At 59.4% G+C, this 18,492-nt stretch carries 12 protein-coding genes; 4 read left to right on the top strand and 8 right to left on the bottom strand.

The window, feature by feature from the left end:
* Window positions 1-176: 176 nt before the first annotated feature.
* The 7 genes from ACWORE_RS08555 to ACWORE_RS08585 form a co-directional block, all read right to left on the bottom strand.
* Window positions 177-500, bottom strand: coding sequence for a hypothetical protein (locus ACWORE_RS08555; protein ID WP_406605177.1), 324 nt, complete (start codon window positions 498-500; stop codon window positions 177-179).
* A 167-nt stretch (window positions 501-667) separates the two neighbouring features.
* A complete protein-coding gene (locus tag ACWORE_RS08560) occupies window positions 668-1,417 on the bottom strand; it encodes a succinate dehydrogenase/fumarate reductase iron-sulfur subunit (protein ID WP_046205073.1) in 750 nt (249 codons plus the stop codon).
* Window positions 1,417-3,456 carry a fumarate reductase/succinate dehydrogenase flavoprotein subunit gene (locus tag ACWORE_RS08565; RefSeq protein WP_296137587.1) on the bottom strand — a complete coding sequence of 680 codons (2,040 nt, stop codon included), beginning with the start codon at window positions 3,454-3,456 and terminating at the stop codon, window positions 1,417-1,419. The genes ACWORE_RS08560 and ACWORE_RS08565 overlap by 1 nt, the downstream gene beginning before the upstream one ends.
* A gap of 15 nt (window positions 3,457-3,471) precedes the next feature.
* Entirely contained in the window at window positions 3,472-4,233 is a 762-nt protein-coding gene (locus ACWORE_RS08570; RefSeq protein ID WP_296137585.1) for a succinate dehydrogenase cytochrome b subunit, read from the bottom strand.
* Between the two features lie 323 nt (window positions 4,234-4,556).
* The gene (locus ACWORE_RS08575; protein WP_455303526.1) at window positions 4,557-7,133 is read right to left on the bottom strand and encodes a glycoside hydrolase family 65 protein; all 2,577 of its coding nucleotides are present in this window, start codon (window positions 7,131-7,133) and stop codon (window positions 4,557-4,559) included.
* A 113-nt stretch (window positions 7,134-7,246) separates the two neighbouring features.
* The gene (locus ACWORE_RS08580; protein ID WP_455303527.1) at window positions 7,247-8,023 is read right to left on the bottom strand and encodes an HAD family hydrolase; all 777 of its coding nucleotides are present in this window, start codon (window positions 8,021-8,023) and stop codon (window positions 7,247-7,249) included.
* Window positions 8,024-8,132: 109 nt separating this feature from the next.
* Entirely contained in the window at window positions 8,133-10,334 is a 2,202-nt protein-coding gene (locus tag ACWORE_RS08585; RefSeq protein ID WP_455303528.1) for a malate synthase G, read from the bottom strand.
* Between the two features lie 505 nt (window positions 10,335-10,839).
* Between ACWORE_RS08585 and aceA the strand changes: the two genes are divergently transcribed.
* From aceA to ACWORE_RS08605, 4 genes are all read left to right on the top strand, one after another.
* Window positions 10,840-12,135 (top strand): isocitrate lyase, encoded by a 1,296-nt coding sequence (gene aceA / locus ACWORE_RS08590; protein ID WP_406605182.1) that lies wholly within the window; start codon window positions 10,840-10,842, stop codon window positions 12,133-12,135.
* Window positions 12,136-12,241: 106 nt separating this feature from the next.
* A complete protein-coding gene (ramB, locus tag ACWORE_RS08595; protein ID WP_455303529.1) occupies window positions 12,242-13,738 on the top strand; it encodes an acetate metabolism transcriptional regulator RamB in 1,497 nt (498 codons plus the stop codon).
* A 212-nt stretch (window positions 13,739-13,950) separates the two neighbouring features.
* On the top strand, window positions 13,951-15,375 hold the full coding sequence (locus tag ACWORE_RS08600) for a dicarboxylate/amino acid:cation symporter (RefSeq protein ID WP_455303530.1): 1,425 nt from the start codon (window positions 13,951-13,953) through the stop codon (window positions 15,373-15,375).
* Between the two features lie 40 nt (window positions 15,376-15,415).
* Complete coding sequence (locus ACWORE_RS08605; RefSeq protein WP_455303531.1) at window positions 15,416-16,951, top strand: phytoene desaturase family protein; 1,536 nt, start codon at window positions 15,416-15,418, stop codon at window positions 16,949-16,951.
* 23 nt (window positions 16,952-16,974) lie between these two features.
* Here the strand turns inward: ACWORE_RS08605 and ACWORE_RS08610 are convergent, their stop codons facing one another.
* On the bottom strand, window positions 16,975-18,450 hold the full coding sequence (locus ACWORE_RS08610; protein ID WP_455303532.1) for a carboxylesterase family protein: 1,476 nt from the start codon (window positions 18,448-18,450) through the stop codon (window positions 16,975-16,977).
* Window positions 18,451-18,492 lie beyond the last annotated feature (42 nt).

Genomic DNA, 18,492 nt, shown 5'->3' on the forward strand with positions numbered 1-18,492 from the left:
GACATAAAACAACGCCACCCCATGTACACGGGGTGGCGTTGCTGGAGGTGCTCAGGATCTGATTTCACCTAAGCGCGATATTGATGACCTTCACGCATGCACAATTCATGCAGGGGCCGTGCTGAACAGCGCTAAACCGCTCGGAACAAGCACAGCCACACACATCGCGGCGTCTTTTAGTGAAGGCGTCCGGTGCGCTTCTTGTACTCACGATAGGGGGCACGGCCAGCGTGAATGAGGCCGAAGCCGAGTGCGAGGCACAGGATACCGCTAATAAGCCCGCCGATCAGCATGTATGTGGACCAACCTTGCCCACCAAAAATCTCGGTGGCGAGGCCGAAAATGAAGATGCCGAAGAAGGCGAGTGAGGAGAGGACAAATCCCATCCCCGACCATGTCTTGCTACTGTGCAGGGATGAATGCGGTGATGCGAGGGATACGGGGACATAGCCCTCTATGTAGTGCGGTTCGCCTTCAAATTGAACCTCAGACGAAGACATAACTTTACCTTTCACGACCTGAATCAGGGTGGGTCATAGAGTGTGACCCTTAGTGTAGTGGCTTGTGGGTAAAAGACTACCCATAAGCCAACGTGGGGTCACCCCTGAACTGCCACCCTGCGGTGTCTGCGCAGGCCAACAGAACGTGGGAGTGACAGGTGTGTGACCTATTTGTCCTTGTTCCGCAGCGCGGAGCGGGTGCGCTCCTTCGTCACGGCTGCCACAGCGGTCAATGGGATTCCTGCTGGGCAGACGTCGGCACATTCACCGAACAACGAGCATGGGCCGAAGGTGGTTTCCAGGTTGTCCACCATCTTGCGGGCACGCTTACCGCGCTCTTGCTTACCCAGCGGCATGAGCTTCAAGTGCTCCAACTTCGCGCCGGTGAAAAGGTGCGCTGCACCGTTCGGGCAGGCCGCGACGCAAGCGCCACAGCCGATACATGCCGCGAAGTCAAGGGCTTTCTCGGCATCCGCGTGGTTCATGGGCAGGAAGTCCGCATCGGGGGCGGTACCAGCCATGACGGAGATAAATCCGCCTTGTTCCAGCACGCGATCCAGTGCGGAGCGGTCCACGATCATGTCTTTGATCACGGGGTATGCCGCAGAGCGCAGAGGCTCGATCTTGATGCTGTCACCATCTTTGAAGTTGAACAGGCGCTGCTGGCAGGCCGGCTTGTTCTTGTCCGGACCGTGCGGGCGGCCGTTGATGGTCAAGCCGCAGGTGCCGCAAATACCTTCACGGCAGTCAGAGGCGAAAGCGAAAGGCTCTTTGCCTTGCTCAATGTAGCCTTCGTTGACGTGGTCCAGCAGCTCGAGGATGGACATTTGCTCGACGGCGTCATCGACATCGACAGACTCGAAGTGTCCTTCGGATTCCGGGCCCGCCTGACGCCAGATCTCTAGATGCAGTTTCATTACTTGTAGTTCCTTGTCATCAGAGGGATGCGGTCGAAGTACAGGGGCTCGGCGTGGCGGATGAACTTGCCATCGCCGTTGTGTTCCCACGCAGAGACGAAGCACCACTTGGAGTCATCGCGCTCTGCCTCACCGTCTTCAGAGAGGTGGTCGTCGCGATAGTGGGCACCACAGGATTCGTCGCGGTCCATGGCGTCAACGCACATGAGCTCGGCGAGGTCCATGTAGTCAGCAACACGGTTGGCGTATTCCAACACCTGGTTGAGGTTATCGACGTCACCCGGGATGTGCAGGTTCTGCCAGAACTCGTCGCGCAATTCGCGAATGTCCTTGATGCCCTTTTCCAGATTTTCGACGTTTCGGGACACACCGCAGGAGAAGTACAGGATGTCTCCCAGCTTGCGGTGGAAGTATTCCGGCCCGTGCGGGTCCTTCGCCTGGATGTTCATCAACTTCTCGATGCGCTTCTTGGAGCGTTCCAGGGCTTCCTGAGCGGCCGGCGAATCAGCCGGGAGCACCTTCGTGCCCAGCAGCGGTGCCAGGTAGTTCGGAATCGTGAACGGCAAGGTGAACCAACCGTCGATCGACGCCGACAGCAGCGAGTTTGCACCCAAGCGGTTCGCGCCGTGGTACATCCAGGATGCCTCACCGGCGGCGAAAAGGCCGGGGATGTTCGTCATGTCGTTGAAGTCGGTCCACAGGCCACCCATCACGTAGTGGCAGGTCGGAGCGATACGCATTGGTGTCTCGTATGCGGATTCACCAATCGTCTCTTCATACATCTGGATCAAGTTGCCGTAACGCTCCTTGATCACGTCCTTACCCAGACGCTGAATGGCGTCGCGCAGATCCAAGTACACGGAGTTGTGCAATGGTCCGACGCCGTATCCGCCGTTGATCTGCTGCGAGTTCGCACGGGAGGCGATATCGCGGGGGACGAGGTTACCGAATGCCGGGTAGCGACGCTCCAGGAAGTAGTCGCGCTCGTCTTCCGGGATGTCATTGGGGTCGCGGTCGTCGGCCTTCTTCTTCGGCGTCCAGACGCGTGCATCGTTACGCAGCGATTCCGACATCAGAATCGTCTTGGACTGCCAGTCCGAGTTCACGGGGATACCGGTCGGGTGGAACTGCACGAATGACGGCGATGCCATGTAGGCGCCTTGGTCGTAGGCACGCATAATGGCCGACGCGTTGGAGTTCTTCGCCAACGTGGACATGTAGTAGACGTTGCCGTAGCCGCCGGTTCCCAGGATCACGGCGTGGCCGGTGTGGGCGGTCAGCTCGCCCGTAATGAGGTTACGGGTGACGATGCCCTGGCATCGACCGCCGTCGATAATGAGATCCATCATCTCGTTGTGGGTGAAGATCTCTACCGAGCCGGCACCAATCTGGCGCTGCAAAGCGGAGGTCGTCGCCAGCTGTAGCTGCTGGCCTGTCTGCCCGCGGGTGTAATAGGTACGAGAAACCTGGACACCACCGAATGAACGGGTAGCTAGCGTTCCGCCGTACTCGCGGGAGAACGGTGCACCCACGGCATTCATGTGGTCAATGACCCGAGGGGATTCTTCTGCCAGACGCCAGCAGTCGTTCTCGCGGCAGCGGTAGTCGCCACCCTTTACCGTGTCTTTGGTGTGGTTGTAGGTGGAGTCATTGTCCAGCTTCTTCGAGCGAGACGAGTTCACACCACCCTGCGCGGCAATAGAGTGAGCACGGCGAGGAGCGTCGTGGTAAGTGAATACCTTGACGTCATAGCCCAGCTCGCCCAGCGCTGCGGCGGCAGCTCCGCCGGCCAAACCGGTACCGACGACGAGGACCGTGAATTTCTTGCGGTTCAGGGGGGAGACCAGCTTGAAGTGTTGCTTAGCGTAATCCCACTCATCGGCCTGCGAGAGCCCCGCCATGTGGGGAGCGTTGTCCTTTAATTTGGAGCCCAGGGTCACTCCGGGGACGCAGGAATCAGGCGCGGTGAAATTCTCAACAGCGGTGTCGTAGTCGAAGTCCGGCCCCTGATTGTGGGGGTTCTGAATAACTGCACTCATGTTTGTAACCTCCGCCTACAGTGATACCGCGCCGGTCAGAACAGCGAGGGGAATAGAAATGTTGCCAATCATGATGATGGCCGGAACTATGTAAGCGACAAATAGCATGACTTGACGCCACCGGTGTCCGGTAATTCCAAGATCAGAGATAGCCGTCCAAATGCCATGCGACAGGTGGATGAACAAAATCACCATGGCAAGGATGTAGAAAATCGCAACCCCAGGACGATCAAAGCTGTGAATGAGGTTGGCATAGGCATGCGCATTACCGGTGGTGTTCTCCTCAAATTCACTCGATCCGATAGGCCGCACCCCCAGCGTCAAATCCAAAATGTGGAAGATAATGAACAGCAGTAGGACCAGGCCCGTCACAACCATGGACCGTGCTGCGAAGGTGTTCATCCCCGAAACTAGCCCCGTCCGGCGGAATTTCCCGCGGGACTGCCGTGCACGTCCATGTAAGGCAATGCCGCAATAAACGTGCAAAACTAAGCAGGCGAGTAAGACAATGCGGGCAATCCACAGAACGCCCTCACGCGGGAACAAGGGTTCAAGCATCGTACGCAGGAATTCTGCGTAGTCATTGTAGTGGTCCGCCCCCATGTAGATCTTTAAGTTACCGATCATATGAACGAGCACGAACAACCCGAAAATTAGGCCCGTGATCGCCATCGTCATTTTCATAGCCCACGACGGGAATGCCGGCTTGTCGCGAAGCGGATCCGTCGTTATTTTACCGTGAACAATGGCGTCACGGTTCGCGTTTTTTACAGTCATGGCACCTCCAGTGTCAGCCTTACTGTACGACGACGAGGGAGGTGCACTCCACTTACACCGCTACGGCGTGATGTACATCACTAGTGGTCAAGACGGGTTTTTCGCAACTACATCTTTGCGTAATTCATTACCCCCACTGACCATTGAGATAATAAGGTTGATTTTTTTAGCCATGACCTGCAATGTTAATGCTGTTTTCTTCGTGCGAAGTAGCCCGTTAGCGTAGCCTCAACAGACCTATTAAGGTAGAAACACGGACATTTCCTGACAGCTCACTGCCCCCGGTTGGGGGCTGGCAGTTCTAGTCCGGCATTAGCCCGGTACTAGTCATCGTCGAGGTTGCGTTCACCAGGCAAAGCGATGGTCATTGGCTCATGAGTCACAATAACTTCACGGCCACCGACCTCAATGGGCCCGACATCGTGAAGCCCCTCTTCAACGACAAGTTCAACAGAGTGACGTCGGATAGCGACACGAATGCGACAACCATGAAGGGTGATCCGATAAATGAGCTCTTCCCACTCGTCAGGCAGTCGCGGGTTGATGCTGTACCGCCCCTCATAATCACGGAAGCCACCGAAGCCGTACACGAGGGCGGACCACACACCGCCGGTGGACGCAATGTGCACGCCGTCTTTCGTGTTCCCGTGCAAGTTACCCAGGTCCACGAACAGGCCACGGAGGAAGAAATCCATCGCCTTGTCTTTTAGGTCCAGCTCCGCTGCGACGATGGACTGGACAACGGCGGACAGGGTCGAATCGCCCGTGGTTAACTCGTCGTAGTAGTTGTAGTCGGCCAGCTTCTCTTCCCGGGTAAAACGGTTACCACGCAAGAACAGCGCCAACACGACGTCGGCCTGCTTGATGATCTGGTAGCGGTAGATGGTGAGCGGGTGATAGTGCAGCAACAGCGGACGCTTCGGGCCTACCGCGGGATCGTCGAGGTTCCAGCGCTCGCGCTCCAAGAACTGGTCATCCTGCGGGTGGATCCCCAATTTCGGGTCCAGCAGGATATGCATGTGCTCGGCTGCTTTATCCCACAGCTCTATTTCTTCCTCATCCAGGCCGTACTGTTTCGCCAGGTCAGCGTAGTCATTGGGCCGGTCGGCCTTCATTTGGCGAACAACATCCGCAGCCACGCGCAAGTTATATTCCGCCATGACATTGGTGTAGAGGTTGTTGTTCACCACGGTGGTGTACTCGTCAGGCCCCGTGACGGAGTGAATATTGAATTCGCCATCGCGGTCGAAGAAACCCAAAGACATCCAAAACCGCGCCGTACCCACCAAAATGTGGATGCCTTCGCGCAACAGAAAATCCGTATCTCCCGATGCGTACACGTACTTCATGAGGGCGTACGCGATATCCGCATCGATGTGGTACTGGGCGGTTCCTGCCGCGTAATACGCACTTGATTCCAGGCCGTTAATGGTGCGCCACGGGAACAAGGCTCCGTCGTGGGAGAGTTCTCGGGTACGCTCCTGAGCAGCGGGAAGCATGAGGAAACGGAACCGCATCGCGTTCCTGGCAAAGGACGGGTTCGTGTAGCTCAGGAACGGCATGACATATATTTCCGTATCCCAGAAATAATGCCCACCGTAGCCGGATCCCGTCATTCCTTTCGCGGGGATACCATGCCCATCGGCCCGCGCCGAAGCCTGTACCAGCTGGAACAGGTTCCACCGAACGGCCTGCTGAATAGCCGGCTGGCCGGTGATTTCCACGTCGGATCGTTCCCAGAACGCATTGAGCCATTCCCTCTGGTTCTGCTGCAAGGCCGGGAATCCCACCTGCACCGCGCGGTTAATCGTGCGCGCACAGCGGAAGGCCAATTCTTCAGCCGCCACATGGCGGGAGGAATGGTAGGACACGAACTTTTCCAGCCGTATCGTCATTCCTTGTTTGCCATTGAGGTGGTGAACGACGCGGGCGTTATCGTCCCGCACGCGCGCATCCACTTCCACGCCCGCTTCTTCACGAGTGTTTAGTGATTCCGCACCCGGCATGTCCACTGTCAATTCGTGGTCCATGCTGCAGGTCACGGTCATGCCGGACTCAGCACACCGGTATCCCAAGGTGGCGCGCTCTGGCGCAGGGTGAGCCCGGAACGTCGGGATCAGAACGCGTTCTTCAATGGTTTCACCCTGGCGTGGGTCTTTTTCCGCGGCGCTGTTCGTGCTGTTCCCATTGCCACCACCGTGGTATTCGTCCTCGCCGTCCTGACGGTTCAGGATTTGCGACGAAATAACGACGGCCGCGTCGGCGTCGAGAAGCTCAACCTCCAAGCTCATGATGGCCAGGTGTTTCTCCTGGAAGGAGATCATTCGCTCGGAGGTCACCCGCACGCGTTTGCCTGACGGGGTGCGCCAGATGAGGTTGCGGCGCAGGATGCCCTCGCGGAAGTCCAGGACGCGCTCGTAGTCTTCGAGGTCGGCGCTGCCCAAGCGGAGGGGTTCGTCGTCAATATATAGGCGCATCGGCTTGGCGTCGGGTGCCGAGACCAAGGTCTGCCCCTTGCGGGCTAAGCCGTAGGCGTCCTCCGCGTGGCGGATGTTCCATGTTTCGTGGAGGCCGTTGATGTAGGTGCCGTGGTAGGCGGAGTCGCGCCCCTCGGAGGGGTTCGCGCGCATCCCCATGTATCCGTTAGAGAGGGCAAAGATGGATTCCGATACCCCCAGGTCCATGCGGTTAGGGACGCGCTCAATGAGTCGCCACGGGTCAACAGGATTGTTTTCGCGGTCGATGGTGGACTCAGGGTCAACCCCGTGGTGGTGTCCGTCGGCGCGGGCCAGTAATCCGTCCTGGCGGCCGTCATCAATCGAGCCCTTTTGATCCTTATGTCCATGGCGACGGGCAGCAAGAAAAGCTTCCGACGTCGCTTGCGATGCTTTCGGGCTCATTCACTCTCCTAGGGGTCCTTGTGGTGACGTTAACGGCATGAGCTGCTGCAGTCACAGCCTATCGACCAGGCTACCGATCCGTAGGTTGTGGGTTAGCTGGCAGGGGGCCTTTTTTACACCAGCTCGCCGAGGTCGTCAACGACGGCATCGGCCCCGGCCTTCAGCAACGCGTCTTTCCCTGCACCACGATTGACGCCGAGGACGTACCCAAATTCACCGGCACGCCCCGCGGCCACACCGCTGGTGGCGTCCTCAACGACGACGGCGTCGGCAGGGGTGAGGCCAAACAATTCGGCGCCATAAACATAGGTATCGGGCGCCGGCTTACCCTTGAGCTTTTTCTCTTCGGCGATGGTCCCGTCGACAACGTGAGGGAAATAATCAGTGAGCCCCGCTGATTCTAGGACCCTCGTCGTGTTCTTTGACGACGACACCACACCCATCTGCACGGCATCCGACGCGTGGGACTCATTGTGGTCCTTCATCGCGTGGAGCAGCTGCAAAGAACCAGAGTACGGGTCCATTCCACGTTTAAGGAGGTCGAGGAAGTCGCGGTTTTTACGTAGGCCTAGCCCGGTAATGGTGTTATCAGTGGGATCATCGGCTCCGTCCAAGCCTGCGTCAGCACGGTTATAAGGAAGAGTGATGCCCCGTGATTCTAGGAGTGATTGAATGGCTTCGTCCCGACGGCGTCCGTCGAGGTAGTCAAAGTAATCCTGGTCGGTATAGGCACGCTCGCCACGCTCTGCCAGGAACGCCTGGAACATCGTCGCCCACGCCTGCTGGTGGAGCGTCGCCGTGGGCGTGAGAACCCCATCAAGGTCGAAAAGCACGACCTTGAATTTCAGAAGATCCTGAAGCGTTGGTGTATCTGCTGACTGCGTCACCACAAGTTGCCTTTCTGCTCGGCCTTCACCGTCCACGTATGAGGTTACCCATCACCTGTGACAGACGCAGCAGTTACAGCACCAACGCAACAGCATTCTATGGGGCGGAACCCTATGCAATCCCTTCGCGCTCTTTGAATTCGCGACGACGGCGATGCAAGATCGGCTCAGTGTATCCGGACGGCGAGGTCGTCCCGTCCACAATCAGGTCTTTCGCAGCCTGCCACCCGATCGATGTATCAAAGTCGGCCGACATGGGGCGGTATGCCGGGTCCCCTTCATTTTGCTTATCGACAACTTTCGCCATCCGCTTCAGCGCCTCGATCACGTAGTCCTCGGTGATGATGCCGTGGCGCAGCCAGTTGGCCAACAGCTGCGAGGAAATACGCAGCGTCGCGCGGTCCTCCATGAGGTCAACATTGTGGATGTCCGGAATCTTAGAGCAACCCACGCCCTGCTCCACCCACCGGATGACGTAACCGAGAATGGATTGACAGTTGTTATCTACCTCTTCCTTAATGTCCTCATCACTCCATTGTCCGTCCGGCGATACGGAGACGGTCAGGCGGTCGCGGTAGTTATCACGGCGCCCAGCAGCGCGGAGTTTTTCGTCGACGGTGAATACGTCTACCTGGTGATAATGCGTGGCATGCAGCGTCGCTGCGGTCGGCGACGGAACCCACGCGATGGTGGCACCTTGTTCCGGCTGGCTGATCTTCTCCGCCAGCATGTCGGCCATGAGCTCGGTCTTCGCCCACATGCCCTTACCGATCTGCGCCTTTCCGGGCAGTCCGTGGGCAATACCAGCGTCGACATTGTTGTCCTCATAGCCCTGCATCCAGGGGGCGGATTTCATTTCGCCCTTGCGGATCATGGGGCCGGCCTCCATGGAGGTGTGGATTTCGTCGCCGGTGCGGTCCAGGAAGCCCGTGTTAATGAACGCGAGCCGCTTAGACACGGCCTTGATACATGCGTCGAGGTTCAGCGTGGTCCGGCGCTCTTCATCCATCACTCCGACCTTGATGGTGTTTTCCGGGAGGCCCAGGAGCTTCTCGGTGGCACCCAGCAGGTCGTTGGTGAATTCCACTTCCTCCGGCCCGTGCTGCTTGGGTTTCACGATGTAGATAGATCCATTGCTGGAGTTGTACATGGGGTTGTTCTTGTCAATCCCCGGGATCCCGCACACGGCAGTCATGACCGTGTCCATGATCCCTTCGAACACCTCGGACCCGTCTTCCAGCAGGATCGCCGGGTTGGTCATGAGGTGGCCCACATTGCGGGTAAACATCAAGGTGCGGCCATGCGCGGTGAAGGATTCGCCATCGGGACTGGTGTATTCGCGGTCGGGGTTGAGCCGACGGGTGAAGGTCTTGTCCCCCTTGGTCACCTCTTCTTCCAGTTCACCGGTGTTGAGCTGGAACCAGTTGCTGTACCCCAGGGTCTTATCGGTGGCATCGACGGCCGCGACGGAATCCTCAAAGTCAATCAACGTGCTGACGGCGGCGTCGAGAATAATGTCCTTGACCCCGGCCTTGTCGGTGGACCCGATGGGGGATTCGGGGTCGATCAAAATGTCGATGTACAGCCCGTTGTGCCGCAACAAAATCGACGTGGGGTTGGACTTGTCCCCGGCGTATCCGGCGTAGACGTCCGGTTCGCGCAGCTCATGCTTCTCGTCGTTGACATAGCCGACGAAGGAGCCGTCGGAAATGTCGTATCGGGTGACATCGTGGTGGGATGCGTCGACCAGGGGAACTGCCTTGTCGAGGAAGTCACGCGACCATGCGATGACCTTATCGCCGCGGACCTTGTTGTAGCCGCCGTTGCCTTTTTCTGCTCCGCCGTCTTCGGGGATTGCGTCGGTGCCGTAGAGAGCGTCATATAACGAACCCCACCGCGCGTTCGCAGCGTTCAGCGCGAAGCGGGCGTTTAGCACGGGAACCACCAGCTGAGGGCCACTGGTTTCCGAGATTTCGGGGTCGATATTGACGGGGTCGATCTGGAAATCATCGTCATTGTCCACCACGTAGCCGATCTCGTGGAGGAAGGCGTCGTAATCGTCGATGTTTTGCTCGCCGGGGTGCTCGGTGTACCACTCATTGAGCTTGGTTTGCAGTTCCTCGCGGCGCGCTAAGAGTTCCTTATTGCGAGGCGTATAGGTTTTCACGATGTCCGCGAAGCCGGACCAGAAAGCGTCGGGGTCCTGGCCGATGCGGGGAAGAACCGAGCCGGTAATGAAGTCATAAAGAGTGGTGGCCACTTGGAGGCCAGCGACTTTGGTGCGGGGTGTGGTGTCGGACGTGGCGGTTGTCATAGCTTCTCCTTCGGAACATTCGGAACGACAACTGTTCTCGGTGGTGTTGCTAACACTGGTGTGGCTAACCCTAAGGGAGTTCGGTGTGCGGCGAAACACCTTTTAGCTAATCGGTGCCAGATATCCCGTCAGCTCCCCCCGCTCTTTTTTGCTGTGATCCACAAAACACTATGGAGTGACACAAACCACAGCACCCAGTTATCTAGATCATATTTTGCATTAATGCAGCTCATTGCCGGTTGTCGATTGTGCGACCGGAAACATACGGTGACGTAAGTTTGCAAACTTTGCAAAATCCCCCACTACCCCCGCACAAAGATACGATCCGAAAAGTCATTGACGTGCGTTTCCTCATCGAGAAAGGTTATAACCACGCCAACGAGGCCACCATGGCCACCGGCTATACAGACATTCACCAAAATCGCAATGTCCGGTTTTCTACGGATTTAGCCCGATATGTGGGTGTCAATGTCTCCAGAACTTAGACCTCATAGGAGTGAGCACAATGTCTACGGTTGGACAGGCCCGTACCGCTGAAGAAATCAAGAAGGATTGGGAAACCAACCCTCGCTGGAAGGGGATCACCCGCAACTACACGGCGGAGGATGTCGAAGCGCTCCAGGGCACCGTCGTCGAGGAAAACACCCTCGCCCGGCGCGGCGCCGAAATCCTTTTTGACGCCATCCACGAAGAGGGCGACGGCTACATCAACGCCCTCGGCGCTCTCACCGGTAACCAGGCTGTCCAGCAGGTTCGCGCTGGGCTGAAGGCCGTGTACCTGTCCGGTTGGCAGGTTGCGGGCGACGCCAACTTGGCTGCTCAGACCTACCCCGACCAGTCCCTGTACCCCGCTAACTCTGTTCCGCAGATCGTGCGCCGCATCAACAATGCACTTCTTCGTGCCGACGAGGTGGCGCGCATCGAGGGCGACACCGCCGTCGATAACTGGCTGGTCCCCATCGTTGCCGACGCCGAGGCCGGCTTCGGTGGCGCCCTGAACGTCTTCGAGCTGCAAAAGGCCATGATTCAGTCCGGTGCTGCCGGTACCCACTGGGAGGACCAGCTGGCCTCAGAGAAGAAGTGCGGTCACCTGGGCGGCAAGGTGCTGATCCCCACGCAGCAGCACATCCGCACGCTGTCGTCGGCGCGGCTGGCGGCGGACGTTCTGAACACGCCGACCGTGATCGTTGCCCGCACCGACGCCGAGGCCGCGACACTAATTACCTCGGACGTCGACGAGCGCGACCAGAAGTTCATCACGGGCGACCGTACTGCGGAGGGGTACTACCACGTTCAGAACGGGATCGAGCCGTGTATTGCGCGCGCCAAGTCCTACGCCCCCTACGCGGACCTCATCTGGATGGAGACCGGCACGCCTGATCTGGAGCTGGCCAAGAAGTTCGCCGACGGTGTGCACGAGGAGTTCCCCGACCAGCTGCTGGCGTACAACTGCTCGCCGTCGTTCAACTGGTCCTCGCACCTGGAGAAGGACGAGATCGCGAAGTTCCAGAACGAGCTGGGCAAGATGGGCTTCAAGTTCCAGTTCATCACCTTGGCTGGTTTCCACTCGCTGAACTACTCGATGTTTGACCTGGCCTACGGTTACGCACGCGAGCAGATGACGGCCTTCGTGGACTTGCAGAACCGCGAGTTCGAGGCTGCCAAGGAGCGCGGATTCACCGCCGTCAAGCACCAGCGCGAGGTCGGTGCCGGCTACTTCGACCGCGTTGCCACCACGGTGGACCCGAACTCCTCCACCGTTGCACTGAAGGGCTCCACGGAGGAAGGCCAGTTCCACTAGGCCAGTCCGCCCGGCCCCGCGCTAGGCACGCGGGTGCGCGCAGGCCGCGTCGACAAATCTGCGCAAAACCCCTTTATCGCTCGCGGCGACGCTCTATTGTTGTCGCATGACCACTGGAGCTGAGAAGGAGGGGCCGTCCTCGCGAGTATTCGTCGGGACGCGGCTCAAGCAGCTCCGCAAAGAACGGGAGTTAAGCCAAGCAACCCTTGCGCATACTCTCGGGCTCTCTGCCAGTTACGTCAACCAAATTGAAAATGACAGTCGCCCGCTGACCTCGTCGGTTCTCCGGAAAATCACCCATGGTTTCGGAATCGACGAGGCTTTCTTTTCGCGCGAAGACGATTCCCGCCTGGTCGCCGAGGTTCACGACGTCACTCTGGACCGCGAGGTGTGCCCCACCAGCATTGATGTGCACGAGGTGGCGGATCTCGTGCACACTCACCCGGAGCTTGCCCGCGCGTTGGTGGATATTCACCGCCGCTATCGCAATGTGTCAGACCAGTTGTCGCTGGTCACGGAGGAGCGGAATCGGTCGGATGTGGAGGATTCGTCAACGGGGCCCGACGCGCTCACGATGCCTCACGAAGAGGTTCGTGATTTCTTCTATGCGCGCCAAAACTACATTGATTCGCTTGATGTTGCGGCCGAGGGGCTTGCCGGGACACTGGGCCTGGGCGTACCCAATATCAACCACGTCGAAGACTGCGTCGCCACGCGGCTGACCTCGAAATATGGGGTCGAGGTTCGCTATATTTCACACCTGGATAGCGGCGGGAATGGGCACCCGGATACCGCCGAGCACATGGTACAGCACCGCTTTTCCCCCGACACCGGCGTGCTCACCATCGACGCGCATCTCACGTCGGGGCAGAAGGCTTTCCGGATGGCTACGGAGCTTGCCTATTTAGAGGTAGGCGATCAGCTTCATTCTCTTGTCGACGAGGACCCGCGGTTTACGTCCGACGAATCCCGACAACTCGCGGTGCGGGGCGCGGCGACGTACTACGCGGCGGCTTTGGTGCTGCCGTACACGAATTTCCATGCTCAGGCTGAGCGCGCCGGCTATGACATCGAGTACCTGTCGACGGCCTACGGCATGGGGTATGAGACCATTTGCCACCGCTTATCTACCCTGCAACGCCCGAAGCTGCGGGGAATACCGTGGACCTTTGTTCGCGTGGACCGCGCCGGGAATGTGTCGAAGCGGCAATCGGCGACGGGCTTTCATTTCACACATTCGGGCGGTACCTGCCCGTTGTGGAATGTGTACGAAACGTTCTCCTACCCGGGGAAAGTGATGCGCCAGCTAGCGCAGATGCCGGATGGGCGGACGTATATGTGGGTGGCGAGGACGGTGAAACACTATCGACGACGGTTCGGCCAGCCGGGAAAAGTGTTCGCCATTGGCCTGGGGTGCGAGGCGCGTCATGCGGAACGCACGGTGTATGCCGAGGGGTTGGATCTCTCCGACCTGGCGGCGGCAACGCCGATCGGGCCGGGGTGTCGAGTGTGCAGCCGTACCGAGTGTCCCCAGCGTGCATTTCCGTCGATTCTTCATGACATACGAATTACTACGCATAGTTCGTCGGTCAACCCGTATTAGCGCGAAGTGTCTGCCAGGCGACGATTGTCACGCCGATGAGTGATATGTCACGTCAGGAATAGTTGGCCCTTGTCATGGGTTGGAACCAGGGACGCCACCACGTAATATGTGCGTCGGTTATAAATAGACAGACCAGTCTGCACGGGCTCCGGCTTGACCAGCCATGACACCTCCCGCCGTCCCGCACGCAGTTGTCACAGCGAAGGAGACACATGGCCGATTCAGCTGACACAAAACTCGACAACGGCGCCAAACGCAACGACACCGTCGATAAGAAGAAGCTCCTCCCCGGATGGATGACGGGGTTTGGTGCGCAAGTGATCGCCGGCCTCATCATTGGCCTGATCCTCGGTTTTATCGCGCGCGCTCAAAGCAACGGGCTCGGCGGCGACAAGGAAGGATGGCTGGGCGGGCTGCTCGACGGCGTCGGCACTGCCTATGTGCAGCTTCTGAAAGTGATGATCCCGCCACTGGTCGTCACCGCGGTGATTACCTCCGTCGCAAACCTGCGGAAAGTGACCAACGCGGCACGGCTCGCGATTAGCACGCTCGTGTGGTTCGCCATCACCGCCTTCTTCTCCGTCCTCACGGGAATTATTGTGGCGCTGGTTATGAAGCCCGGTGAAGGTACCAGCATCGACGCGTCCACGGCCGCGGACCCATCGCATACCGGCAGCTGGCTGGCCTTTATCGAGGGGATCGTGCCGTCGAATATCTTGGGGCTGGGCGCATCGACCACATCGAGTGGCGATGGCATTGACCTGTCCTTCAATGTGCTCCAACTACTGGTCATTTCGCTGGCCATCGGCATTGCGGCTGTGAAAACCGGCCACGCGGCGGAACCGTTCCTGCGGTTTAATGAATCCGTCCTCAAGATTGTTCAAACAGTGCTGTGGTGGATCATCCGACTGGCGCCGATTGGCACGGCCGCGCTGATCGGGCACGCTGTGTCGAACTACGGGTGGGACGCGCTCGGTTCGCTCGGCAAGTTTGTCCTGGCTATTTACGTTGGCCTGGCCATTGTGCTGGGCATTATCTACCCCACGGTGCTCGCCACCAATGGCCTTTCCGTGTCGGGCTTCTACCGCCGCGTCTGGCCCGTGACCAGCTTGGGCTTCGTCACGCGCTCGTCGATGGGTGTTATGCCTGTTACCCAGCGCGTCACCGAGCAGCGCATGGGTGTGCCGTCGGAGTACGCATCCTTCGCTATCCCGCTGGGTGCGACCACCAAAATGGACGGGTGCGCATCCGTCTACCCCGCGGTCGCCGCGATTTTCGTCGCCCAGTTCTATGGCACTCCCCTGAACTTCACCGATTACCTGCTCATTATCTTCGTCTCGGTTATCGGTTCCGCGGCGACGGCTGGTACGACCGGCGCGACGGTCATGTTGACATTGACATTATCGACGCTGGGCCTCCCGCTATCTGGTGTCGGCCTGCTGCTGGCTATCGAGCCGATTATCGACATGGGACGCACGGCTGTGAACGTGACTGGACAGTCCCTAGCCACGACGGTGGTGGCGAAGCGAGCCGGGATTTTGGACACGGCTACGTGGGACGCTGGCGAGCATGACTGGGAGGAAGTCCAGAAATCCGAAACGGGTGAGGAAGCCCTCGCAGGTTCACACGCCGTATAATTCGCGGTGACTTGAGCGAGCCGAAGGTGGAGGGGTGCCTGTGACTCAAGCGTTTGTTGTGGGCAGCGGCCCGAACGGCCTCGCGGCGGCGGTCACTCTTGCACGCGCTGGATATGCAGTCACTGTCGTCGAGGCTCAGAGCTCCATCGGTGGAGGTGCCCGTTCCGACGAACTGACCATTCCCGGGCTCATCCACGATCACTGCGCGGCGATCCACCCGCTCGCGCTGGAGAATCCTCTCCTTCGCTCTTTAACCAGCGACGATAGTGCGTGCTTGGAGTGGTTGTGGCCGTCGGTGCAATGTGCGCACCCACTTCTTCGAACTGCACGGGGTGGGGTTGCCACTGGTTTTGCTGGGGCTAAATCTGGTGGGGCCGCGCTGTATCGCGATGTCCACGCCACCGCCCAGCAATTTCCCACTGCACACGACCGATTCTGGTGGGAGCGAATTTTCCGCCCTCTGGCCAGGAATTTCACAGAGCTCGCGTCCGATATTCTTCAGCCACCTTTGCGGCTAGCCCAGGCTCGGACAAACGGACGTAAATGGGGAAAACTCCTTCAATTCGGTATTCCCGCAGGCCTACCGGCCGTGGCTACTTCCCGATTATTGCTGTCCGCGGAAGCTCGCGCACTCTTCGCCGGCGTCGCTGCACACGGGTTTCGGCCGTTGACGGGCCCCGGCTCGTCCGCCATCGGGATGATGCTCACCACCGCCGCACATGCCCGCGGCTGGCCCGTTGCCAAGGGCGGTTCTCAGGCCATCACCAACGCCCTTGTTCATGCGCTGGAACAATCCGGTGGGCAGATTACGACCGGTAACCCTGTCCGATCCTTGGACGACCTCCCTGCCAGCGCCGACGACATCGTCATGCTGGACACAACACCTCAAGCTGCTCTTGGGATCATCGACGCGAGCCGACGTCCTCCGCGCGTGTCCCCGCATGTTCGCGCTGCTCTCTCGCGGTACAAGTACGGCCCGGGCGTCGCTGTCGTGAATTTCGCCATCGAGGGAGATATTCCGTGGACCTATGAGCCAGCTCGGTGCGCTGGAACCGTGCATCTGGGTGGCTCGGTGCGCGATATTCACACCGCTGAACGGGAGATCAACCGCGGCCGTCTGCCGGAGCGCCCTTTCGTGTTGGTCACCCAACAGTACGTTGCCGATCCGTCGCGAAGCAGGGGAAACCTCCACCCCATCGACGCCTATGCGCACGTACCGGCCGGATACGGAGGGAATCACCCCGAGCAGCGCGACGCGTCCGCGCTGTGTGCCTCCATCGAGAGAGTTATCGAGCAGTACGCGCCGGGGTTCCGCGAGAGAATCGTCGCTAAGGAAATCAGAACTCCGGCGGATGTTGAACGTGACAATGCCAATTTTGTGGGTGGCAACATCACGACCGGGGCGAACACGCTCGGCGGGTTGGTGGGTAGGCCGCGATTGTCGACGAACCCGTATGCGGTCACCGGCCGTGGCGACGGGCCACAGGTGTACCTATGTTCGGCGGCGACGCCTCCGGGCGCGGGGGCACACGGATTATGCGGCCTTTACGCTGCTCAGGCGGCACTTTCACGGTAAAGGCAGGCCGCCCCGCCCTACGTTCACCCGAAGTCCACGCTCGACCAGGCCTCACGCATGTCGTGGCGCGGATCGTTCACGGTCGTTTCGCCGTCGTCGCCAAAAATGTGCGTTGATCGGTCGTCGGCGTAGGGAGTGAAACCGGGGTTTCCGTCGTGAATAAAGTCCCGCCACCGACGTTGCATCGCAGCCGTCGTTTCCTTGATGCGGTCCAACCCGCCGAAAGTGAAGGCTTTCGATGCCATTCCGGCGTCGTACCGGCCGAAGAGCAGCGGAAGGTCCCAGGTGTGCGTCGCGCCGAGTCCGAGGGCTTTGAAGAATGGTGTGGAGGCGTCGAGGCGGTACATCCACACGTTGCTGGGCGACCACTGCTCTGCCAGGGCGATGGACGGGCCCCAGAACAGGGCGTCGCCGAAGAGCTCTGCGCACTCGGTGCGTGAGCGACCGTTGCGGTACATGTCCCGGAACACCTCGGCGGCGTTCGGGCCGATGGATTCCGCAAAGGTCTGGGCGTGGCGGCGTTGCGTCGTCGTCGAAACTTTCCTGAGCCGCATGAAATAGTATTCGTGGCTCACTGTTCCGATCAGTAGCGGAACTTTTCCGCCGACCCCGGGGGCGTCGGGCGTGATTTCGAGCGGATGGCGCGGGAGGAGGTCGCCGTCGATAACGGGGGCAAAAGGCCCTCCGAACTCCAGGTTTTCCACATTTTCTTGGAGTATGCCCCCGCTGAGTTTCCCGATTGTGTGCGAATCCACTGCCACCGGATTCTGGCATTTATCGAACAGGCGGTTGGCCCACAGCGCGGCTAAGTCCGGGTGGTGGACCATCGCCAGCGGCGGCGAGAGCATGATGACGCCCGCGATGACATTCTCCAGCTGGGGCACAGCGGTGAGGGACGACACCAGTGCCCCGCCCGACGATTGCCCCATCGCGATAATTCGATGCGGATCCCCGCCGAACGCCTCCGCGTTGTCACGGACCCAGGTCAGGGCCGTTATCCCGTCGGAGAGCTGCGTGTTGGTGTCGAAGCGGTCCGCGGGGACGTCGGACTGCGATGTTCCGTAACTCAGCGACATTCCGCCTGCCACCCCGAGCCGATAATTCACAGCGACGACGACGGCGTCGAGTGCCATCGCCAAGTACTGAGCGGAATAAAGCCTGTTGGCGGCGGATCCGAATGCGTTGGAACCGCCGTGGAAGAAGACCACGACGGGGCGGCGGGCTGACGCATCGACCGCTGATCGTGACGACGGGTCGCGCGGGACGACGACGTCGAGCCACAGGCAGTTTTCTGATCCGATGACGCCTTGGTCGGCGTTGCGGATTTGGATGCAGGGGCTGCCGGACTGTGTTGCTAAAAGGGGTGTTGACCAGGGCTCTTTGGGCCGGGCGCGGCGAAAGCGAAGCTCGCCGGTGGGTGGTTCGGCGTACGGAATGCCGCGGAAAGCGGCCACGCCCGTTTCTGCGTGACCTACCACCGGCCCGGTGGTGGTATTCACGGTCCAGTTATCGCGAAATGACCTTTTAGGTGTTGAAGTTAA

This window comes from Corynebacterium sp. c7Ub_26 (assembly GCF_053760365.1).

What these genes read in the sequence shown, in the direction of transcription:
- ACWORE_RS08555 (WP_406605177.1), bottom strand. Translation starts at nt 500, where the DNA reads ATGTCTTCGTCTGAGGTTCAATTTGAAGGCGAACCGCACTACATAGAG.
- ACWORE_RS08560 (WP_046205073.1), bottom strand. Translation starts at nt 1,417, where the DNA reads ATGAAACTGCATCTAGAGATCTGGCGTCAGGCGGGCCCGGAATCCGAA.
- ACWORE_RS08565 (WP_296137587.1), bottom strand. Translation starts at nt 3,456, where the DNA reads ATGAGTGCAGTTATTCAGAACCCCCACAATCAGGGGCCGGACTTCGAC.
- ACWORE_RS08570 (WP_296137585.1), bottom strand. Translation starts at nt 4,233, where the DNA reads ATGACTGTAAAAAACGCGAACCGTGACGCCATTGTTCACGGTAAAATA.
- ACWORE_RS08575 (WP_455303526.1), bottom strand. Translation starts at nt 7,133, where the DNA reads ATGAGCCCGAAAGCATCGCAAGCGACGTCGGAAGCTTTTCTTGCTGCC.
- ACWORE_RS08585 (WP_455303528.1), bottom strand. Translation starts at nt 10,334, where the DNA reads ATGACAACCGCCACGTCCGACACCACACCCCGCACCAAAGTCGCTGGC.
- aceA (WP_406605182.1), top strand. Translation starts at nt 10,840, where the DNA reads ATGTCTACGGTTGGACAGGCCCGTACCGCTGAAGAAATCAAGAAGGAT.
- ramB (WP_455303529.1), top strand. Translation starts at nt 12,242, where the DNA reads ATGACCACTGGAGCTGAGAAGGAGGGGCCGTCCTCGCGAGTATTCGTC.
- ACWORE_RS08600 (WP_455303530.1), top strand. Translation starts at nt 13,951, where the DNA reads ATGGCCGATTCAGCTGACACAAAACTCGACAACGGCGCCAAACGCAAC.